Consider the following 16,867-nt stretch of genomic DNA (forward strand, 5'->3'; position numbering starts at 1 on the left):
GAAGCCGACGTCAGCTTCGGCATCCTCTTCGACGACGAGAAATTCGACGGTAACGACATCCGCCGCGTCGGCGAGGAGTTCCTCTACATCGAACTTGCCGGCCACCACGTCGAAACCTGGGAAGACTGCGAGTTCGACACAATCGTCTGTACGGATCCGCACTCCTACAACACCTTCAAAAACGAGTATCCCGAGGTCGACTTCGAAGAGTTCGCCGACGATCCGATGATGCCCTTCGAGTACGACGAGCAATGGAACGCCGACGGCGAAATTGACGTTCTTCACTGGACCCAGGCCGTCGAAGAACTCGTCTCTGAAGGCCACCTCGAGCTGTCGGGGACGGAACTCGACTACACGGTCACTTACCACGATCCGTGTCACCTCGGCCGGTACAACGACGAGTACGAAGCCCCCCGCGAACTCATCACAGCGACTGGCTGTACGCTCGACGAGATGCCCCGCAACCGCGCCAACTCCTTCTGCTGCGGTGGCGGCGGTGGCGGCCTCTGGATGGACTTCGAAGAAGAGCCCAAACCCAGTGAAGAACGGATTCGTGAAGCGCTCGAGGACACCGACGCCGGCAGTGGCGTCGAGAAGTTCGTCGTCGCCTGTCCGATGTGCATGACCATGTACGAGGACGGGCGCAAGACCGGCGGCTACGAGGACGAGATCGAGATCGTCGACATCGCTGAACTCATCGTCGAAGCGATTGGGAAAGCGGACGAAGCGAAGGTCGATATCGCTGCGGACTAACTACGATTCGGTTTTCGAGGTCATCGCTCACGGCTACGTTTTCAGAACACAACTCGAGTAGCTCGCTTCGACAGAGAGATTCACGACCAGACGGCGTCACTCGTCTCGAGCGAGCCCGAATAGAAAGGTCAGTCGGAGCCGCCGGCTTCCGCCGTCGCGTCGTGGCTCGCAGCCTCGGCGGCCCTATCTCCCACCGTCACCTCGCGGACGAACTCGAGGAAGTTCTCGAAGACCAGTTTCGCCTCACAGGATCGCTGATAGTTCGCTTCGGTGATCTCGGCGAGGATCGACTCGAGCCGATCGTCGGCGAGGTCCTTCCGGTAGACGAGTTCGCGGGCGGTCTTGGTGTCGTACTCGGGGTGGAACTGGACGCCGAAGACCCGGTCTTTACAGAAGCCGTGGTTCGAGTACTCGTTTTCGGCGAGGGATTCGGCACCCGGCGGGAGCTCAGTGACCGCGTCGGAGTGGCTGGTAAAGGCAGTGAAGGTCTCGTCGATCCCCTCGAAGAGGCGTGACTCGCCCGTGTGTTCGATCTCGCTGTAACCAACCTCGTAGACGCCCATGTCGTCGACGGTGCCCCCGAGGACGTCAGCCAGCAGTTGGTGGCCCCAGCAGATTCCGAGGAATGGAATGTCGCGGTCGATCGCCTCGTCGACCCACGCCTTGACGGACTGTATCCACTCCTCGTCCCAGTAGACCGACGACCGGGAGCCGGTGACGACGGCCCCATCGTAGTCGAAGCCGTCGGGGACCGTCCCGTCGGTGGCGTCGAACTCCGACAGCGAGGCGTCGAGTTCGCGCCGGAAGTTCCGCGTCGTGTTCTTGTCCTGATGGGCCGCGTTGAGGACGGCGATTCGCAGGTGACGCATTACGGTCTAGTGGCAACTCGGTGAAAATAGGCCTTGCGTACGGTGCCGACGTTGCCGTAAGCGGTGACAGCCAGTTGAAGTCGGTCCCAACAATCGAGCCGAGTGACAGACCTCGGTCCCAGTCAACACGGTGGCTCACCGCAAGTGGTAGGCTCCGGCTTCATCACGGTGGAATCGGTCGCCAGTATGGAACCAGCCGTCCACGAATCGGCCGCGATCGTCGGCCGCGTCTGTGTCGGGACTGCCCACATAGCCGTCGGCGAGCATCGGCCCCGACAGCTGCACCTGTCCGTCGGCAACGCCTTCGAGGACCGCGCCCGCCTCATCGACCAGACGGGCCCGACAGCCGGGCACCGGGCTGCCAACGCCGGTCCCGTCGGAATCGCATCGATCCGGGTCGAATCGCCCGCTCATGGCGGTTGGACACTCGAGGCGGCCGTAAACCGGTACAACCGGAACGTTGCGGTCTCGGTAGGCCGCGACCGCCTCGTCGCCGATCGGTCCCTCGCAGACGACCCGCTCGAGCGAGTCGGCCGCATTGTCGAATCCGGATGCGGCTGCGATGTCGCGAATCGCCCGTTCGCGGCCGATCAGGAGCGTCGCGTCCGCCGCGGCCATCGCAGTCGTGGCGTCGCCGGGATCGAACGCGCGGTCGAGCAAGAGCGTACCGCCGACGTAGAGCACCGACAACGCGACGCGGACGAGACCGTCGGCGGTCGACAGCGGCATCGGAAGCGGCACGACGTCGTTGGCGGCGAGCCCCCACGCGACGACGCCCGTGATACAGTTGCGCTCGATGGCGGTGGCCGAATAGCCGGCGACCGGACGGCCGGACTCGCCGTGGAGCGCCAGCGCCGGCGTTGCGTCGGTCGGCCGCCCGTCGTGATCGATCGGCTCACCGCTGGTTTCAGCCAGCGCCTCGAGCGTCACGACCCGATCGAAGGGGATCGACCGCACTAGGTCGCGCTGGGCCGCTTCGGCGACGACGAGATCGGGTGCGAGGACGTCGAACGGGCGGTCGACCGAGGCGGGGGTCAGCAGATGCGAGATCGGCGCGAACGTCGCGCCGAGCCGGCGACAGGCGAACCACAGCGCGAGCGCGACGACTCGGTTTCTGGTAACGAGACAGACTGTGTCGCCAGCGGCGATCCCACGCGCGGCGAGGCGCTCGGCTATCCGCTCCGCAAGCGTCGACAGTTCCCGGTAGGAGACCCGGTCCTCGTTGATCGTCTCCGCGGGGGCGGACAGCCGCTGCTCCGAGATGTCGATGACCGCCGTCCGATCCGGGAAGTGGTCGGCCCGCCGCGCCAGCGAGAGAGTCACGATAGTTACTCCCACGCTCGAGTACGTAGTAGATAGGGGATCAATCGCAAGCATGAGACCGGCTTGCCGGTCAGTTCGGTATCGATCCTGCCAACGCGCGCTCGCTGGTTTCGAGTCCGATTACTCGTCGTCCGTCTGGTCCTCGAGAAAGCCCAGCAACAGATCGTTGACCGTCCGCGAGCGCTCGATAAAGCAGAGATGGCCCGCGCCCTCGAGTTCGCGGAACTCGCCACGGGGAAGCCCCCGTGCGAGGGCCTCGCCGGCCGACGGCGATACCAGTTCGTCAGCCCTGCCGTGGAACACCCGTGTCGGCTGCGTCACCTCGACCAGCCAGTCGCTTGCGTCAAAGTCCGCGAGCGCTGCGACCTGTGCCTCCCAGCCCGCACGATCCGCGTCGCCGTCGGCTCGCCAGTCGACGATGCCGTCGCACACGTCGGGCTGGGCCGCCAGGAAGTCATCGGAGAGTCCCGCCTCGAGCGACTCGCGAAGCGCGTCGGGATCGTCCGGCGGTGCGAACAGCGCCTCGAGATCGAAGTCCGATCCCTGCGCGGCCGTGCCAAACAACGTCAGCGTCGCGACGCGACTCGAGGTCCGAGCCGCTTCGAGTGCGATCGCACCGCCGAGCCCGCAGCCCACGAGGTGGGCGTTACGGATCTCGCAGTCGGCGAGCACTGCCTCGAGGTCGGCGACGAGCGTCTCGAGGCTATAGGGGCCGGGTGGGGCGTCCGACCGGCCAGTTCCTCGAAGGTCCCAGACGACGGCCTCGTAGGGGCCGGCGACGGCAGCGTGTTGCCAGCCCCACAGCCAGCCGCCGAGGCCCGCCTCGGAGACAAAGACGACAGGCGCACCCTCGCCTGCGCGGTCGTAGTACAGCGAGACCGATCCGTTCGATGCAGTCGGCATAGGTGACTCGAGGGGACGGACGCTGAAAGAAGGGGTCGATTTCGATGCGAGCGAGCAGCGAACGTCAGGCGTCCTGAACCTGCCGAAGTACGTCGGGTGCGTCCTCGAGCGCCCCGTCAAGATCGTCGACGTTGGGGCCGCCCCCCTGTGCGAAGTCCGCCGGGCCGCCGCCACCGCCGCCGACCTTCGAGGCCAGTTCGCCGACGACTTCGCCGGCGTTGACGCCAACGTCGTCGGGCACGGCGACGACAAACTGGGCACCGCTTTCACCGCTGCCGAGGACGGCGATCTTGCCGTCTTCGGCGAGGGCGTTGGCGGTCGCGCGCAGTTCGTCCATGTCGGCGTCGATCCGGTCGATGACGGCCGTCGCGTCGCCGACATCGACTTCTTCGCCGCTGCCACCGCCGCCGGCGCGGGCCTCGGCGAGCTGTTCTTTCAGGTCCTCGATCTGCTTGCCGCGGTCCTTCCACTCCTCGAAGAACCGTTCGGCGGTGTCTGGGACCGCCTCGGGCGAGACGTCGAGGATTTCCGCGGCCTCGTAGAGGGCGTCTTCTTTCTCCTGAGTCGCCTCGATAGCGGCTTCGCCAGCGGCGAAGGTGATCCGTTCGACGCCGTCCTGGACGCGTTCGGTCGAGAGGACCTTGATCGCGCCGATGTCGCCGGTGCGGGCGACGTGGGTGCCACCGCAGGCCTGGGTGTCCTCGTCGACGTGGATCAGCCGGATCTGCTCGCCCGGCGGGATGCCACCCTGATAGAGGTCGAAGCCGTGTTCGGCTTCGGCGTCGTGGCGGTCGGGCCACTCCTGGGTGACCGACGTGTTGTCCATGACGATTTCGTTGGCGCGGTTCTCGATCCGCTTGATATCGTCGCGGCTGATGCGGTCGTAGTGGCGAACGTCGATTCGGGAACTCTCGACGCCCTTCTGGGCACCGGCCTGCCGGATGTGCTCGCCGAGAACTTGCCGAGCGGCGTGGATGACGATGTGGGTTGCCGTGTGATGGCGCATCAGTTGCCGGCGACGGCCGCCGTCGATCTGGCCGTTGACCAGTTCACCCTTGCCGGGGTTCTCGTCGGTTCGGTGGAGGATGACGCCGTCTTCGATCTGGACGTCTTCGACCTCGACGGTCGTGTCGTCGGTCGAGAGCGTCCCCGTGTCAGCAGGCTGGCCACCGCCTTCGGGGTAGAACATCGTCTGGTCGAGGACGACATCGTAACCCTCCTCGCGCTCGAAGACGTCGAGGACGACCGCCTCGAACTGCGTACGCTGCTGGTCGTCGTAGTAGAGTTTCTCCGTCTCGGGGAGATCCTCGAATCGCTCGTCCTCGTCCTCGTCGGCCTCGGCGACCGCTTCGGGGGTGTCGTGGCGCTTCGCGACGAGACTGTAGAAGTCGTCGGGCACGTCGACCTCGGCACCCGCTTCTGCGGCGATCTCTTCGACCATATCCGGCTGGAGCCCGTGTGAGTCGTAGAGTTCGATCAGCTCCTCGGTCGGGATCGGCTCACCCGTCTCGGCGTACTCCTCGGCCATCGTCTCGACCCGGCGACCACCGCGCTCGAGCGTCTCGCGATACTTCTCGACCTCGGTGCGGACGATGTCACGGATCGTATCGCGGTTTTCGTACTCGAGACGTTCGGCCTGCATATCGACGAGTTCGTCCAGGGGCGCGTCGACGCCGGCGGTGTCACAGAGCCGTTTGGTGCGTCGCAGCACCATCCGCGTGAGATAGCCTGTCCCGACGTTCGAGGGGACGATGCCGTCGCCGAGCATATAGGCCAGCGTCCGGCAGTGGTCCGCGATGGCGTAGATGTCCTCGAGGGGCTCCATCAGGTCCTCGAGTTCCGCGGTGTCGACGTCGAGTTCGGCTGCGATCTCGCTTCGGGCGGTTTCCATGTCCTCGGCCTCGTCGATGTCCATGTGGCCCGCGAGCTTTGCTGCGCGATAGATCAGGTCTTCCTCCTCGTCGGTATGTTCGAGGCCCGCGTTCTCCTTGAGGAAGGCGATCATATCGGGGTAGACCGCCTCGTAGACCGTCGGCGTCCCCTGAGAGACCCAGGTCCACCGCTCTAACCCGTAGCCGGTGTCGACGATGTAGGTGTCCATCGGGCTGTAGCGGTTGCCGTCTTTCATCTCGTACTCGCCGTCGGGATCCTGCTCCATCGACATGAAAACGAGCGTGGCGAGTTCGACGCCCCGATAGATGACCTCGATGGCGGGCCCGGCGTTGCCGCCGCCGACCCACGGGTCCTCGATGTAGATGACTTCCTCGAGATCGACGCCCAGCGAGTCGAAAAAGCCGTCACAGAGTTCGACGGTCCGGTCCTTCCAGTAGACCTCACCGTAGTAGGCGTACTCGTCTTCGTCGACGTCCTCGCGCGTGTTGAACGCGTGGTGGGCCATCATCTCGAAGGCCATCGTGTGGCGGCCCGTCTTGCCGACGTTGTCGATGTCCTGCATCCGGATGCAGGGCTGGGAGACCGTCAGCGGGTTCGCCGGCGGCGGCGTCTCGCCGCTCGTGACCAGCGGCTGGAAGTCGTAGATCGACGCCTGGGTCAACAGGACGTCGTCGCGCCAGCGGTTCGCCGCAACCGGGTAGGGATCGATGCGTTCGTGGTCGTGATCCTCGAAATAGGAGAGAAAGGTCTCACGCATCTCCTCGAGGCTGTACTCGTCGTCGAACCCCGAGTTGTCGATGAAGCCGTACTCCTCGCACGGCGGCTCACCACAGGTCTCCCTGTCGTGGTCGCGCGTCCAGAAGTGAGCGCCACACGACGGGCACTCCTTGCGCTCGAACCCTTCCTCCTCGAAGTACTCGAGGCGGTACTCCTCCTCTAGTTCGCTCATTACGCGTCTATTGCCCGTGCAGCGCGTAAAACAGTTCCGCAACCGTGGTCGGGGACAGCTATCATGGACAGTCAGCCGACAGTATTAGCAGCCGTCGGGCGTCACCGTCGAGCCGGCCAGTAAATTTTTAAGAGATGACGGGCCCGACGTATGGAGTATCGACTGTTCAAACGAATGACCCAGCCGTCATCGACGACACGACCGCGGACGGTCCTCTATGTCGCCGGCTCCGAGGCGACGGCCAGCGATGGTGCCGAGCGACTCGAGACCGCCGAACGCGACGGCCACGAGCGATCGGTTCGATCGGCGACGACACTCGAGACCGAGCGAATCCGCAACTGGGCTCCTGCGGTCGACTGTGTCGTCTTCGCCGAGACGCCGACGACAACAGCAGGCTCGAATCTGCTCGATGTGGTCGAAGCCTGTGGCTCGACGCCACTTGTCCTCTTTACCGACAGTTCGTTTACACCGGCGGCTGCCGGCTCGACCGGCGGCATCGACGGCTACGTTCGGCGTGATACCGACGACGCCATTGCCCACCTCGCAGACGAAATCGAGTGGGTCTGTCGCGACCAAAATCGCTGTCGACCGGACCGTGACCGGCTCCGACCGGCCGTCACGGCACTCCCGATCCCTGTCCTGTGGTACGAATGCGAGGACGGCGAGCCCATCGTTCAAGCGGCCACCGACGCCGTCGCCGACGTCTTCGGCACTGATCCCGACGAGGTCGTCGGCGAGCCAGTCGACGAGTGGCTCGTCCCGTCGGGCCTCGAGCACCGCCGAACGACGCTGCGCGAGGCGCTACAGGCGGGCGAACGCCGCCAGTTCGAACGCTGCCACGATACCGACGACGGCATCCGCGACTTTCTGATCACGCTGAAGCCACTCGAATCGGCCGCAAGCGACGCTGGTGCGAACGCGGACAACCCAAGCGGACTACTCGTCTACCACGACGTAACCGAACGCCATCGTTGCAGACGAACGCGGGCCGCCACCGACGCGCGACTCGAGGCGATCACCGACCTGCTCGAGGACGACATCTGGCCGTCACTGAACGTCGCCCGCGGCTACCTCGGGCTCGACGCCGACACCGGGAAGAGCGACCACGTCACGACCGTTGCGAACGCACAGGAGCGCGTCGAAGCAGCACTCGAGCGACTGGCCGCGCTCGCCGAGGGAGACGCGCTCGTCAATACCGAACCCGTCGGTGTCCACGACATCGCACGACAAGCCTGGATTAGCATCGAAACCGGCGAGACGCGACTCGTCACGCGGGACGCGACCGATCGCATCCTCGAGGCAAACAAGGCACGGCTGCGGGAGTTGTTCGAGCACCTGTTTCGGCTCGTCGTCGACGACGAGACAGTACCGGCCGTCGTCGTCGGCGTGACCGACGACGGCTTCTGTCTCACACAGTACGATCCGGAGGCGGACACCGAGGCCGTCGATGCGCTGGAGACGGAGCCAGACGCGACGGAACGAGTCGCCAGCCACTCGGCTGTGCTTGACGGTGCCGACGACGACCTCGAGCCTGTCGAGCGCATCGCCGATATGCACGGCTGGAGCGTCGACATCGTCGAAACAGACGGTCGAATCGCCGTCGTGTGTCGCGGTGTCGCCGACGGCGAGCGGGCGCTCGACGGAAGTTAGGCCTCGTCCTCGAGCGCCAGCGACGCCAACATGGCCTCGAGTTGCAGGCGCTCGTTTGCGCCCTCCGTAATTCGATAGTCGACTTCGCCAAGTCGCTCGAGCAGCCGCACCGTCGCCTGTTCGGGAATATCGAACGCCCAGGCCGAGCGGTGCAGTTGGTCGATAACGTCGCCGCCGGCGAGTCCGCGGTCGGTCAGCAGGTCCTCTAAGGCGGCGCGGGCGGCGGTGAAGTCGCCGTCGATGGCGTACTCGACCATCGCCTCGACCTCCTCGGGGCGGGCGGTAGCGGTGATCGCGAAGACGGTCTCCTCGTCGACGGTTTCGCCCATGACGGCCGCGGCCTGCAGGGCGTTGATCGCCTTGCGCATGTCGCCGTCGGCCGCATAGACCAGCGCGTCAACGCCGTCGTCGGTCACGTCGATTCCCTCAGTGGCGGCGATTTCGCGGACCTGCGCCTCGATGGCGTCCTCGCCGAGTTCGGTGAAGCGAAAGACCGCACACCGCGACTGGATGGGGTCGATGATCTGACTCGAGTAGTTACACGAGAGGATAAAGCGGGTGTTGTTCGAGAACTGCTCCATCGTCCGGCGCAGCGCAGACTGGGCGTCGGAGGTGAGCGCGTCAGCTTCGTCGAGAAAGATGATGCGATGGTCGTAGCCGCCGAAACTCGAGCGCGCGAAGTCCTTGATTCGGTCGCGGACGACGTCGATGCCGCGCTGGTCGGAGGCGTTGAGTTCGAGGAAGTTCTCGCGCCAGTCGTCGTCGTAGACCTCGCGGGCGATGGCCTGTGCGGCCGTCGTCTTGCCGGTACCGGCAGGCCCCGCAAACATGAGATGCGGGAGGTCGTCCTGCTCAACGTAGCGTTTGAGCCGTGGCACGATGTTCTCGTGGCCTTTGATCTCGTCGAGTCGCTCCGGCCGGTACTTCTCGATCCAGACTTCCGTCTTCCCGGGGGTCGGCCCCGCCGCCTCGGCGTCGGCCTCGGCCTCGCTCATACCGGCACCAGAGCGGGACGGAAGATAAATCGCCCGAAGGTCGGTCTCGAGTCGCGGGCCGACTGGTAGGCGCACCCGCTGGGAGCCGAAGAAGCCGAATCAAAACCAACACGGATCTTGACATCTGCATAACACGTTTTTGGTTGTGCTCGTAGAACGATACGCCATGAAACGCGGGGAAAACCGAGGGTCACGGCTCGTCATCGCGTTGCTGGTCGCCATCGTCGTCATCGGTGCCGTCCCGGCGACTGTCACTGCCCAGACCGACGCCCGGGCCGGCGGGACAGTCGTCGTCGAGGAAGGCGAAACGGTCGACAGTCTGCAGGCGGTCGGTGGCACCGTCATCGTCCGGGGTACCGTCACTGGCGACGTCAGCGCCGCCGGGGGCGACGTCCAAATCGAGGAGACAGGGCAGGTCGACGGCGATCTCGAGGGCGGCGCGGGGAGCGTGACGATCGCGGGCACCGTCGACGGCAACGTTGAGGTCGCGGCAGGGAGCGTGACGGTGGCCGAAAACGGCACCGTCAACGGCACGTTCACGGCCGGTGCCGGCACTGTCGTCATCGACGGGACGCTCGAGAGCGACGCCGAGATCGGTGCCGATACGATCCGGCTGGGCGAGACTGCCTCGATCGCGGGCGATCTGCGCTACGACGGCGATCTCGAGGGCAACACCGACGCGGTCGCGGGCGACATCGAAGAGGATCCCGCGCTCGGCGTCGACGTCGCGCCGACGGTCCAGCCGTTCGCAGCGTGGCTGTTCACGGTCTACTCGTTCGTGATCAACCTCCTGCTCGGTGCCGTGTTGCTCGCGCTGTTCCCGCGGTTTTCCGGTCGCGTCGCCGATAGCGTCGCGACGGGACCGATTCGCACCGGGCTGGTCGGGCTGGGGGTGTTCATCGGCGTGCCGCTCCTGCTGATCGCGCTCGCGATCACCATTATTGGGATTCCGTTGTCGATCATCGGCACGCTGGTCTTCGCCTTGCTGCTGTGGATCGGCGTCATCTATGGGCTCTTTGCCATCGCAGCGTGGGTCCTCTCACTGGTTGGCATCAGCAACCGCTGGCTTGCGCTCATCCTCGGCCTGCTGGTCGGTGCCGGCTTCTCTCTAGTGCCTATCGTTGGCGGCGTGGTCAACCTGCTCGTCCTCCTGCTCGGGCTCGGCGCGATCGCACGGGCGCTGTCTGGCCATCGACGAAGCGCTCGAAACCGGCGATCCGGTACTGGCTCGGACGAGCCGACGACGGACTAACGAGGCGAGATGGCTCGCCCACTGCCGGAGCGACGCGCTCAAGACCGTTGCCTCGTAACGCGGCGTATGCACGTCACCGTCGACGTCAAAGGCGAAGACACCTACGAACTCGAACTCGAGGCGGTGGCCGCCGCGTCCGATCGTCATGACGAGCACACTGCGGCGGCGACGCCGACGTACGCCGATCTCCTGCGTGCGGTCGAGTTGAGTCCCCACGAGGTGAGCGTCCTCGTCGACGGTCGCCCGGTTCCAGAGGACCAGCCGGTCGAAAGCGACCACGTGACGGTGTTGCGACTGATCAAGGGTGGATAATTCCGTGTTCGTCCGGACGGCAACCACTGGCGATGCTCTCGAGGTGCGCCGCATTCTCGATGCCGCGTTGCTCGAGCCCGGCGATGTTGAGGGTCGAATCAACGCTGGTGACGTTTTCATCGCGGGTGATCGCAACGGGATGTCGGCACGTGCGGGCGACGGCGAACGAATCCTCGGCACGGTCGTCCTCGAGCCGCTCGAGCGCGAATCCGGGGCCCACGTCGGCGCAGTCGGCGTCCGGCGTCGCCATCGAGACCGAGGGATCGGACGGGCGCTGATCGAGACCGCCCTCGAGCGCGAAGGGCTGCTCACGGCGCGATTCGACGACGGCGTTCGTCCGTTCTACGAGCGGCTTGGGTTTTCGATCGAGCCGATCGACGAACAGCGCTACCGAGGCACCCTCACGCTCGACCGCGTCTAACCACGACCGCGACAGGGGCCCGTCTCCTGCCGGCAGACCTTTATCGGCGAGAACGTGGTAGCTACCGCCGCATGGCGCTCCAACAGCTGCTCCGCGGCGATCCGTCGAAGCGTTCGAAGGTCTATTTGGCAATCGGTGCGCTCTCGCTGGTGAAAGCGATCGCGGTTCGGAACGACCGAGATCGGTTCCGCCGTGAGTTGCTCGACGCTGGCCTGTTTCTCGGTATCGGCCTGGCACTGCGCCAGTTCGGCAAGCTCAAAGCCCAGAAGCGACAGGAACTCGAGTCACAGCTCCCCGACTGGGCGGCGGCTGCGATGCGTTCGGAGTCTGCACGACGGGGGGTGCGCTCGGTCGCAAAACGGCAACTCGGCCAGTCGGAGCCCGAACCGGAACCAACGCTGCGAGACCGTGCCCGCGGCGTTCTCGCGAGCCTGTAGACCCGCGCGTTCGCGTTCCGATGCGGCGACACCGCTGTCGGAGTCAGATCAACGAACCGCGCCGTCGGTTCCGAGCCCGTCCCAGCAGATCGCTGTCAGTGCGTCGTCGATCTCAACGTCATCGATCCCGAACGCGTCCGACGGAATCCGCGTCTCGGTCGGTGCGGGACCGACGAGTTTTAGATCGGATCCGGCACCGGACGCACGCTCGCGATCGCTCTCGGTCACCCTTACCTCGCGTGCGGCCGCCTGAAGGTCAGCGAACACGTCCGCCGCCGTCACGTCGTCGGCGTCGATCGCTGCGTCGGTACTCGGGTCGTGCTCGCCACCGCTCGCGAGAAGCGCATCGGGATCGTCAGCGTCGTACGCGGCGAGGATCGCGTCCGGGTCGGGGTCGATCTCCGCGAAGACCTCCGTCACTGTCGGGTCGGTGCTCATGGCTGGAGTGTTCCCACCAGTCACCTTCGTTACGAACGCGCTACCGCTGTATTACGGGGAGAATACGTTCGTTACTACGACTCTCACAGAGAGCAGTCAGTCAGCAATCAGTGAACTGAACCGCGGGCCGGATAGCCCGGGTTAGAACAGGTCCTGCGTTAGCTCGAGGGTCTCCTCGCGGTCGTCCCAGTCGACAAAGAGCGCGACGCTGGTCGCGCTGGTGATGATGTCGTTGAGCTGGATCCGAGCCTCGGCGAGGGGGTTGACGATCTCGCTGATGATCCCCGGCTGGTTGGGGAGTTCGCCGCCGGTGACGCGGACGACGGCGACCGGCGAGTCGACGGTGACACTCGAGAGTTCGTCACGCGCGATGACCTCGCGGTGGAGGATGTTCTCGGCGCGTTCGGCCTCTTCCTCGTCGATGTAGAATGTGACGGTGTCCATCCCGCTGGCGACCGCGTCGATGTTGATCTCGCTCTCGGCGAGTGAGTCCGAGAGGTGGTTGAAGATGCCGGGCTGGTTGCGGATCGCACGGCCGGCAACGGTCAGACACGCAAGCGGTCGCTCGCGCAGGTCGACGAGGTTCTTGAACTCGCCTTCGATACTCGTCCCACCCGACAGCAAGTCACCGTGCTGGTAGTGGACGACGCGGACGTCGAGGCCGCCGTCTTTGTACGACAGTGCGGAGGGCGCGACGACTTCGGCACCGCGGAACGAGAGGTTCCGGAGTTCGTCGACGGAAATCTCGCCGACGTTGCGGGCTCCTTCGACGACGTTCGGGTCGCCGGTCATGACGCCTTCGACGTCAGTGACGATGACGACCTCGTCGGCGTCCATGTACTTGCCCATCATGACGGCCGTGGTGTCGGAGCCACCGCGGCCGAGCGTCGTGATCGAGCCATCGGGCCCTTCCGCGAGGAAGCCGGTGATGACGGGCACAGTCCCGTCCATCTCCGCGGCGACTTCCTGGGCGCGCCGCTGGGTTTCCTCGACGTCGACCTCACCGTACTCGTCGGTGATGATCGGCCACTCCTCGCTGCCGGGCTCTAAGAAGGTCGCGTCGATTCCGCGGGCCGACAGCGCGGCCTTGAGCATCCGGACCGACGTCCGCTCGCCCATACTGACGATCTGGGCGCGGTCGGCATCGTCGGTCTCGAAGGTGATCTCGTCGAGCAGTTCGTCAGTGGTCGATCCCATCGCGCTGGCGACGACGGCGATCTCGTGGCCGTCCTCAACGGCAGCAGCAACCGAGTCCGCGGCGCGGTTGATTCGATCCCCGCTACCGAGACTCGTTCCGCCGAACTTGGCTACGACGCGCATGCTGCCACCTCACAGACGACTCGCAGTGCGATGCTGTGACTCATACTCGAGTCGTTACCAGAGCGGGCAGATAACTGTGTCCCATCGTCCCCGTTTTTATCATCCGTCCAATTGTCGACGATCGAGTCCCGAAACCACTGATTGACACCCCGATTACGGCCCGTCCACTGCCGAAATGTGTGGCGGACGCCGGCATGGCGTCGTCAATCGGGCAGGGTAACATTCACTGTCGTGCGCAGCGTCACCATACGTCGATGAACGTACGTGACGCACTCGAGGCCGATGCCGACGCGCTCGCGTCGATTGCCGATTCCCCGACGGACGTGATGCGAAATCTCGTCCACGACCGCACGGTGCGCGTCGCAGAGGACGGCAGTCACGATCCGAACGCGAATATCTCGAACACACAGTACGACGGCTCTGATCCAGAGGACCTGCTCGGATTCATTAGCTTCGACGCGCGCGAAGACACCGTTCACGTCACCCAACTCGACGGGACAAACGACGCCTGCAAGCGGTTGCTAGCCGAACCGGTGCGGTTTGCCGAGCGCGAGTCGATGGCCGTCGAAGTGCTCGCAGCACAGGATGCCACCGCGATCGAACGCGCCGCCGACGAACTCGGCTTCGAACGACGCGGCCGCGGCCCGCGATTCGACGGCGCGCCGACGGTGCGATTTCGGCTCGAGCCGGCGAGCTACAGTACCAACTGACTCGGGTCATACGGTCTGCTGTCTCGCTGTCCCGGGGCAACCGCAGGACGGTCGCGGCCGGCCGGCACTGACTGACAGGCGTCCGTCTTAGACACCGCCCGCAGTCTCCGTACCGTCTCCGAGGTCTGGCTCGGACTCGAGGCCGAGATAGTCGATCGCCGTCCGGTAGAAGACGTCTCGCATCGTCTCCCGTGGCAGATCGCGAGCGAGGAGGCCGGCCCGCTCGTTGCGATAGGGATACGGAATGTTCGGAAAGTCCGACCCGTACATGATCGACTCCGAGAGCTCGACCACCGTCTCGTCGGCGATCGAGGATGGATCAAACCCCATCGTCTCCTCGGCCGACGTAGACATCGCAAACGTCGTATCGAGATAGACGGACGCATGCTCGCGCGCGAGCTCGAGAAACGCCTCGACCTCGTAGGTGCCCATGTGGGCACAGCAGACGCGCAGTTCCGGATAGGAACCGACCAGCTCGGCGAAGCCGTCGAAGCCGACGTAGGGGTTGTCCTCGAACATCGGTGCGGTGCCCCCGTGATAGGTGATCGGACGGTCGTATTCGGCCACTACCTCGAGAGCCGGCTCGAGTCGCGAATCCGCGGGCCGACATTCCTGGACAGGACAGTGGATCTTGAGGCCACGAGCGCCCGCCTCGAACGCGTCGCGGACGACGGCAGCGACGTCTTCGTCGTCGGGATGGACCGTCGCAAACGGAATCAGCAGGTCCGACGAGTCGGCCTGGTCGCAGAGCCAGGCGTTGAGTTCCCGCGCGAGCCCTGCCTCGTGGGCGTAGGGAAGCGCGACGGCGGCAGCGACGCCCGCAGAGCGAAGGACGGCTTCGATTGCCGACCGAGTCACAGGGTGTGAAAACTCCCAGTCGGTCTCATCGCTGAGTGAGCGTCGAATCGCGGCAGTAAGTCGTTCGGGAAACAGATGCGTGTGCGCGTCGATCGCGGGCCGAAACGCGGGTTCGGTGGTCTCCGCGGAGCGACTGTTATCAGGAGACATATCGATTGGACGTCAGTCGCTAACGCGGTCGTGATCAATAGCTGTACCGCTGGCAATGAGCGGTCACCGCTAGCTAAACTTCTGGACGGTCACGTCTAACGTGTCGAGATCGACGATCGGCGCGAAGCCAGCGTCGGGATCGATGTTGACGCTCTTCTGGAAGTCCGTCTGGGCCTGCCAACAGCCGGAGTTGATCGCGAGCACGTTGTGGTACTTCCCGAAGCCGAGTTTGTGGACGTGGCCGGTATGGAAGATATCGGGGACCTCCTCCATCACGAGGTAGTCTTTCTCTTCGGGGGCCAGCCGGGTATGGCCACCGAACTGAGGTGCGACGTGGCGCTTCTTGAGGAGGTGATACATCGCCTTGTGCGGATCGTCGTAACTGGCTTTTTCTTCGGGGAGTTCCGCGATGACTTCGTCCAGCGAGACGCCGTGATACATCAACACGGAGACGCCCTCGAGCGTGACCGTCGAGGGGTTGCTTACGATCTGTGGGTCGTGGGCGGACATGATCTCCCGGAGTTCCTCGTCGAATCCCGGCTGTGGTTCCGCGAGTCGCACGGCGTCGTGGTTGCCAGGGATCATGACGATCTCGATGTCACCCGGTACTTTTTTCAGGTGCTCGCTGAAGGCCTCGTACTGCTCGTAGATGTCGACGATGTCGAGTTCCTCGTCCTGATCGGGATAGACGCCGACACCTTCGACCATGTCGCCGGCCAGCAGCATGTACTCGACGTGTTGGGCCTGCTCGGTGTGCAGCCAGTCGGCAAACGCGTTCCAGGCGTCTTCCATGAACTCCTGGCTGCCGACGTGGACGTCGCTGATCAGTGCTGCCTGGACGTGACGATCGGCCGTCGAGGGCTCGTACGTGCGGGGCACGTCTGGAAAGTACATCGAGTCGACGAACGCGATTCCCGAGTCGTCCGCCAGCGTTCCCTCCATCGCCAGCACCTCGTCACAGAGCAACTCGTCGACGAGGTCGACGTACTCACGGTCTTTCATCACCAGCCACGGGAAGGTCCCGGTCGCGTCCTCGAGTTCGATCAACCAGTGGCCGCTGGCGGTCGAGCGAATGTCGTTGACCAGTCCGACCATCGCAGCCTCGCTACCGCCGGGCATCGACTGAATCGCCGTCGCCGGGCGGTGATTGACCCGCCCGCGCAGTTTCGAGCCGAGTCGATCGAGTCGATCGCGGAAGACGGAGACGAAATCGCTGTACTCGCCGGTCCCCGTGCTCTCGCCGGTCATGTCGCCGGTGATCTCGAGCGAGCGCACCGCAGGATCGGTTTCACGGTTCGCCGAACTCGACCCCACAGTTTCAACTGGAGATCGAGTTGAACAATCGCGTTCCTGCGCCGAGTGTGTTCCAGTCGAAACAGCGGGTGTCGAATCTGCCGACGAGCCGGGAGGGCCATCGGAGTGAGTCGCCCCGCCAGCGTCGGTCGCAAGCGCCGCCTCAACGTGCTCGGCTCGGACGACCAACACGTCATCTGGGACGTCCTCGAGAACGCGCTCAAGGGCCGCACGCGGGTCGTCGGCTGCCGTGAGCCGCGTTACCGCCTCGCGCTCGGCGTTGTAGCCACGGCTCGTGAGTTCGCTCACGAGTCGGGCGGCAGCCTCGAGTGGCACACACT

The 16,867-nt window shown here is 64.9% G+C and carries 16 protein-coding genes; 7 read left to right on the forward strand and 9 right to left on the reverse strand.

Annotated features, from left to right (window positions below):
• Positions 1-753, forward strand: a 753-nt coding sequence (locus tag BSG09_RS07560) for a (Fe-S)-binding protein (protein ID WP_139246192.1), incomplete at its 5' end; no start/stop codon positions are given.
• Positions 754-881: 128 nt separating this feature from the next.
• Here BSG09_RS07560 and BSG09_RS07565 read toward each other — a convergent pair.
• The 4 genes from BSG09_RS07565 to alaS all read right to left on the reverse strand — a co-directional run bounded on the left by BSG09_RS07565 (position 882) and on the right by alaS (position 6,690).
• Positions 882-1,622, reverse strand: coding sequence for a type 1 glutamine amidotransferase (locus BSG09_RS07565; RefSeq protein WP_092931769.1), 741 nt, complete (start codon positions 1,620-1,622; stop codon positions 882-884).
• A 135-nt stretch (positions 1,623-1,757) separates the two neighbouring features.
• Positions 1,758-2,960 (reverse strand): class I adenylate-forming enzyme family protein, encoded by a 1,203-nt coding sequence (locus BSG09_RS07570; protein ID WP_092931771.1) that lies wholly within the window; start codon positions 2,958-2,960, stop codon positions 1,758-1,760.
• A 105-nt stretch (positions 2,961-3,065) separates the two neighbouring features.
• Positions 3,066-3,848 carry an alpha/beta fold hydrolase gene (locus tag BSG09_RS07575; protein ID WP_092931773.1) on the reverse strand — a complete coding sequence of 261 codons (783 nt, stop codon included), beginning with the start codon at positions 3,846-3,848 and terminating at the stop codon, positions 3,066-3,068.
• Between the two features lie 64 nt (positions 3,849-3,912).
• Complete coding sequence (gene alaS, locus BSG09_RS07580) at positions 3,913-6,690, reverse strand: alanine--tRNA ligase (protein WP_092931775.1); 2,778 nt, start codon at positions 6,688-6,690, stop codon at positions 3,913-3,915.
• Between the two features lie 150 nt (positions 6,691-6,840).
• Between alaS and BSG09_RS07585 the strand changes: the two genes are divergently transcribed.
• Positions 6,841-8,340 carry a PAS domain-containing protein gene (locus BSG09_RS07585; RefSeq protein ID WP_223174696.1) on the forward strand — a complete coding sequence of 500 codons (1,500 nt, stop codon included), beginning with the start codon at positions 6,841-6,843 and terminating at the stop codon, positions 8,338-8,340.
• Here the strand turns inward: BSG09_RS07585 and BSG09_RS07590 are convergent.
• Positions 8,337-9,335, reverse strand: a complete 999-nt coding sequence (locus BSG09_RS07590) for a replication factor C small subunit (RefSeq protein ID WP_092931777.1) — start codon at positions 9,333-9,335, stop codon at positions 8,337-8,339. The two genes, BSG09_RS07585 and BSG09_RS07590, sit on opposite strands and share 4 nt — an antisense overlap.
• A gap of 166 nt (positions 9,336-9,501) precedes the next feature.
• On the opposite strand from BSG09_RS07590, the gene BSG09_RS07595 reads away from it, so the two are divergent.
• The 4 genes from BSG09_RS07595 (at position 9,502) to BSG09_RS07610 (ending at position 11,757) form a co-directional block, all read left to right on the forward strand.
• The gene (locus BSG09_RS07595) at positions 9,502-10,587 is read left to right on the forward strand and encodes a bactofilin family protein (RefSeq protein WP_092931779.1); all 1,086 of its coding nucleotides are present in this window, start codon (positions 9,502-9,504) and stop codon (positions 10,585-10,587) included.
• Between the two features lie 66 nt (positions 10,588-10,653).
• Entirely contained in the window at positions 10,654-10,899 is a 246-nt protein-coding gene (gene samp2, locus BSG09_RS07600) for a ubiquitin-like small modifier protein SAMP2 (protein ID WP_092931781.1), read from the forward strand.
• 4 nt (positions 10,900-10,903) lie between these two features.
• On the forward strand, positions 10,904-11,320 hold the full coding sequence (locus BSG09_RS07605) for a GNAT family N-acetyltransferase (protein ID WP_092931783.1): 417 nt from the start codon (positions 10,904-10,906) through the stop codon (positions 11,318-11,320).
• Positions 11,321-11,391: 71 nt separating this feature from the next.
• Positions 11,392-11,757 (forward strand): hypothetical protein, encoded by a 366-nt coding sequence (locus tag BSG09_RS07610; protein ID WP_008013509.1) that lies wholly within the window; start codon positions 11,392-11,394, stop codon positions 11,755-11,757.
• A gap of 48 nt (positions 11,758-11,805) precedes the next feature.
• Here BSG09_RS07610 and BSG09_RS07615 read toward each other — a convergent pair whose 3' ends face one another.
• Both BSG09_RS07615 and BSG09_RS07620 read right to left on the reverse strand, forming a co-directional pair.
• The gene (locus BSG09_RS07615) at positions 11,806-12,195 is read right to left on the reverse strand and encodes a hypothetical protein (protein WP_092931785.1); all 390 of its coding nucleotides are present in this window, start codon (positions 12,193-12,195) and stop codon (positions 11,806-11,808) included.
• A 141-nt stretch (positions 12,196-12,336) separates the two neighbouring features.
• On the reverse strand, positions 12,337-13,515 hold the full coding sequence (locus tag BSG09_RS07620) for an aspartate kinase (protein WP_092931787.1): 1,179 nt from the start codon (positions 13,513-13,515) through the stop codon (positions 12,337-12,339).
• A gap of 254 nt (positions 13,516-13,769) precedes the next feature.
• On the opposite strand from BSG09_RS07620, the gene BSG09_RS07625 reads away from it, so the two are divergent.
• Positions 13,770-14,225: a hypothetical protein gene (locus BSG09_RS07625; protein ID WP_092931789.1), complete on the forward strand. Its 456-nt coding sequence runs from the start codon at positions 13,770-13,772 to the stop codon at positions 14,223-14,225.
• Between the two features lie 87 nt (positions 14,226-14,312).
• Here BSG09_RS07625 and BSG09_RS07630 read toward each other — a convergent pair whose 3' ends face one another.
• Together BSG09_RS07630 and BSG09_RS07635 are read right to left on the reverse strand one after the other, a co-directional pair.
• Positions 14,313-15,233 (reverse strand): amidohydrolase family protein, encoded by a 921-nt coding sequence (locus BSG09_RS07630; protein ID WP_092931791.1) that lies wholly within the window; start codon positions 15,231-15,233, stop codon positions 14,313-14,315.
• A 69-nt stretch (positions 15,234-15,302) separates the two neighbouring features.
• Positions 15,303-16,862, reverse strand: a complete 1,560-nt coding sequence (locus BSG09_RS07635; protein ID WP_092931793.1) for a DNA-directed DNA polymerase II small subunit — start codon at positions 16,860-16,862, stop codon at positions 15,303-15,305.
• Positions 16,863-16,867 lie beyond the last annotated feature (5 nt).

It is taken from the genome of Natrinema hispanicum, from assembly GCF_900111485.1.
GTDB lineage: Archaea > Halobacteriota > Halobacteria > Halobacteriales > Natrialbaceae > Natrinema > Natrinema hispanicum_A.

What these genes read in the sequence shown, in the direction of transcription:
- BSG09_RS07585 (WP_223174696.1), top strand. Translation starts at nt 6,841, where the DNA reads ATGGAGTATCGACTGTTCAAACGAATGACCCAGCCGTCATCGACGACA.
- BSG09_RS07610 (WP_008013509.1), top strand. Translation starts at nt 11,392, where the DNA reads ATGGCGCTCCAACAGCTGCTCCGCGGCGATCCGTCGAAGCGTTCGAAG.
- BSG09_RS07595 (WP_092931779.1), top strand. Translation starts at nt 9,502, where the DNA reads ATGAAACGCGGGGAAAACCGAGGGTCACGGCTCGTCATCGCGTTGCTG.
- samp2 (WP_092931781.1), top strand. Translation starts at nt 10,654, where the DNA reads ATGCACGTCACCGTCGACGTCAAAGGCGAAGACACCTACGAACTCGAA.
- BSG09_RS07575 (WP_092931773.1), bottom strand. Translation starts at nt 3,848, where the DNA reads ATGCCGACTGCATCGAACGGATCGGTCTCGCTGTACTACGACCGCGCA.
- BSG09_RS07630 (WP_092931791.1), bottom strand. Translation starts at nt 15,233, where the DNA reads ATGTCTCCTGATAACAGTCGCTCCGCGGAGACCACCGAACCCGCGTTT.
- alaS (WP_092931775.1), bottom strand. Translation starts at nt 6,690, where the DNA reads ATGAGCGAACTAGAGGAGGAGTACCGCCTCGAGTACTTCGAGGAGGAA.
- BSG09_RS07590 (WP_092931777.1), bottom strand. Translation starts at nt 9,335, where the DNA reads ATGAGCGAGGCCGAGGCCGACGCCGAGGCGGCGGGGCCGACCCCCGGG.
- BSG09_RS07625 (WP_092931789.1), top strand. Translation starts at nt 13,770, where the DNA reads ATGAACGTACGTGACGCACTCGAGGCCGATGCCGACGCGCTCGCGTCG.
- BSG09_RS07615 (WP_092931785.1), bottom strand. Translation starts at nt 12,195, where the DNA reads ATGAGCACCGACCCGACAGTGACGGAGGTCTTCGCGGAGATCGACCCC.
- BSG09_RS07620 (WP_092931787.1), bottom strand. Translation starts at nt 13,515, where the DNA reads ATGCGCGTCGTAGCCAAGTTCGGCGGAACGAGTCTCGGTAGCGGGGAT.
- BSG09_RS07565 (WP_092931769.1), bottom strand. Translation starts at nt 1,622, where the DNA reads ATGCGTCACCTGCGAATCGCCGTCCTCAACGCGGCCCATCAGGACAAG.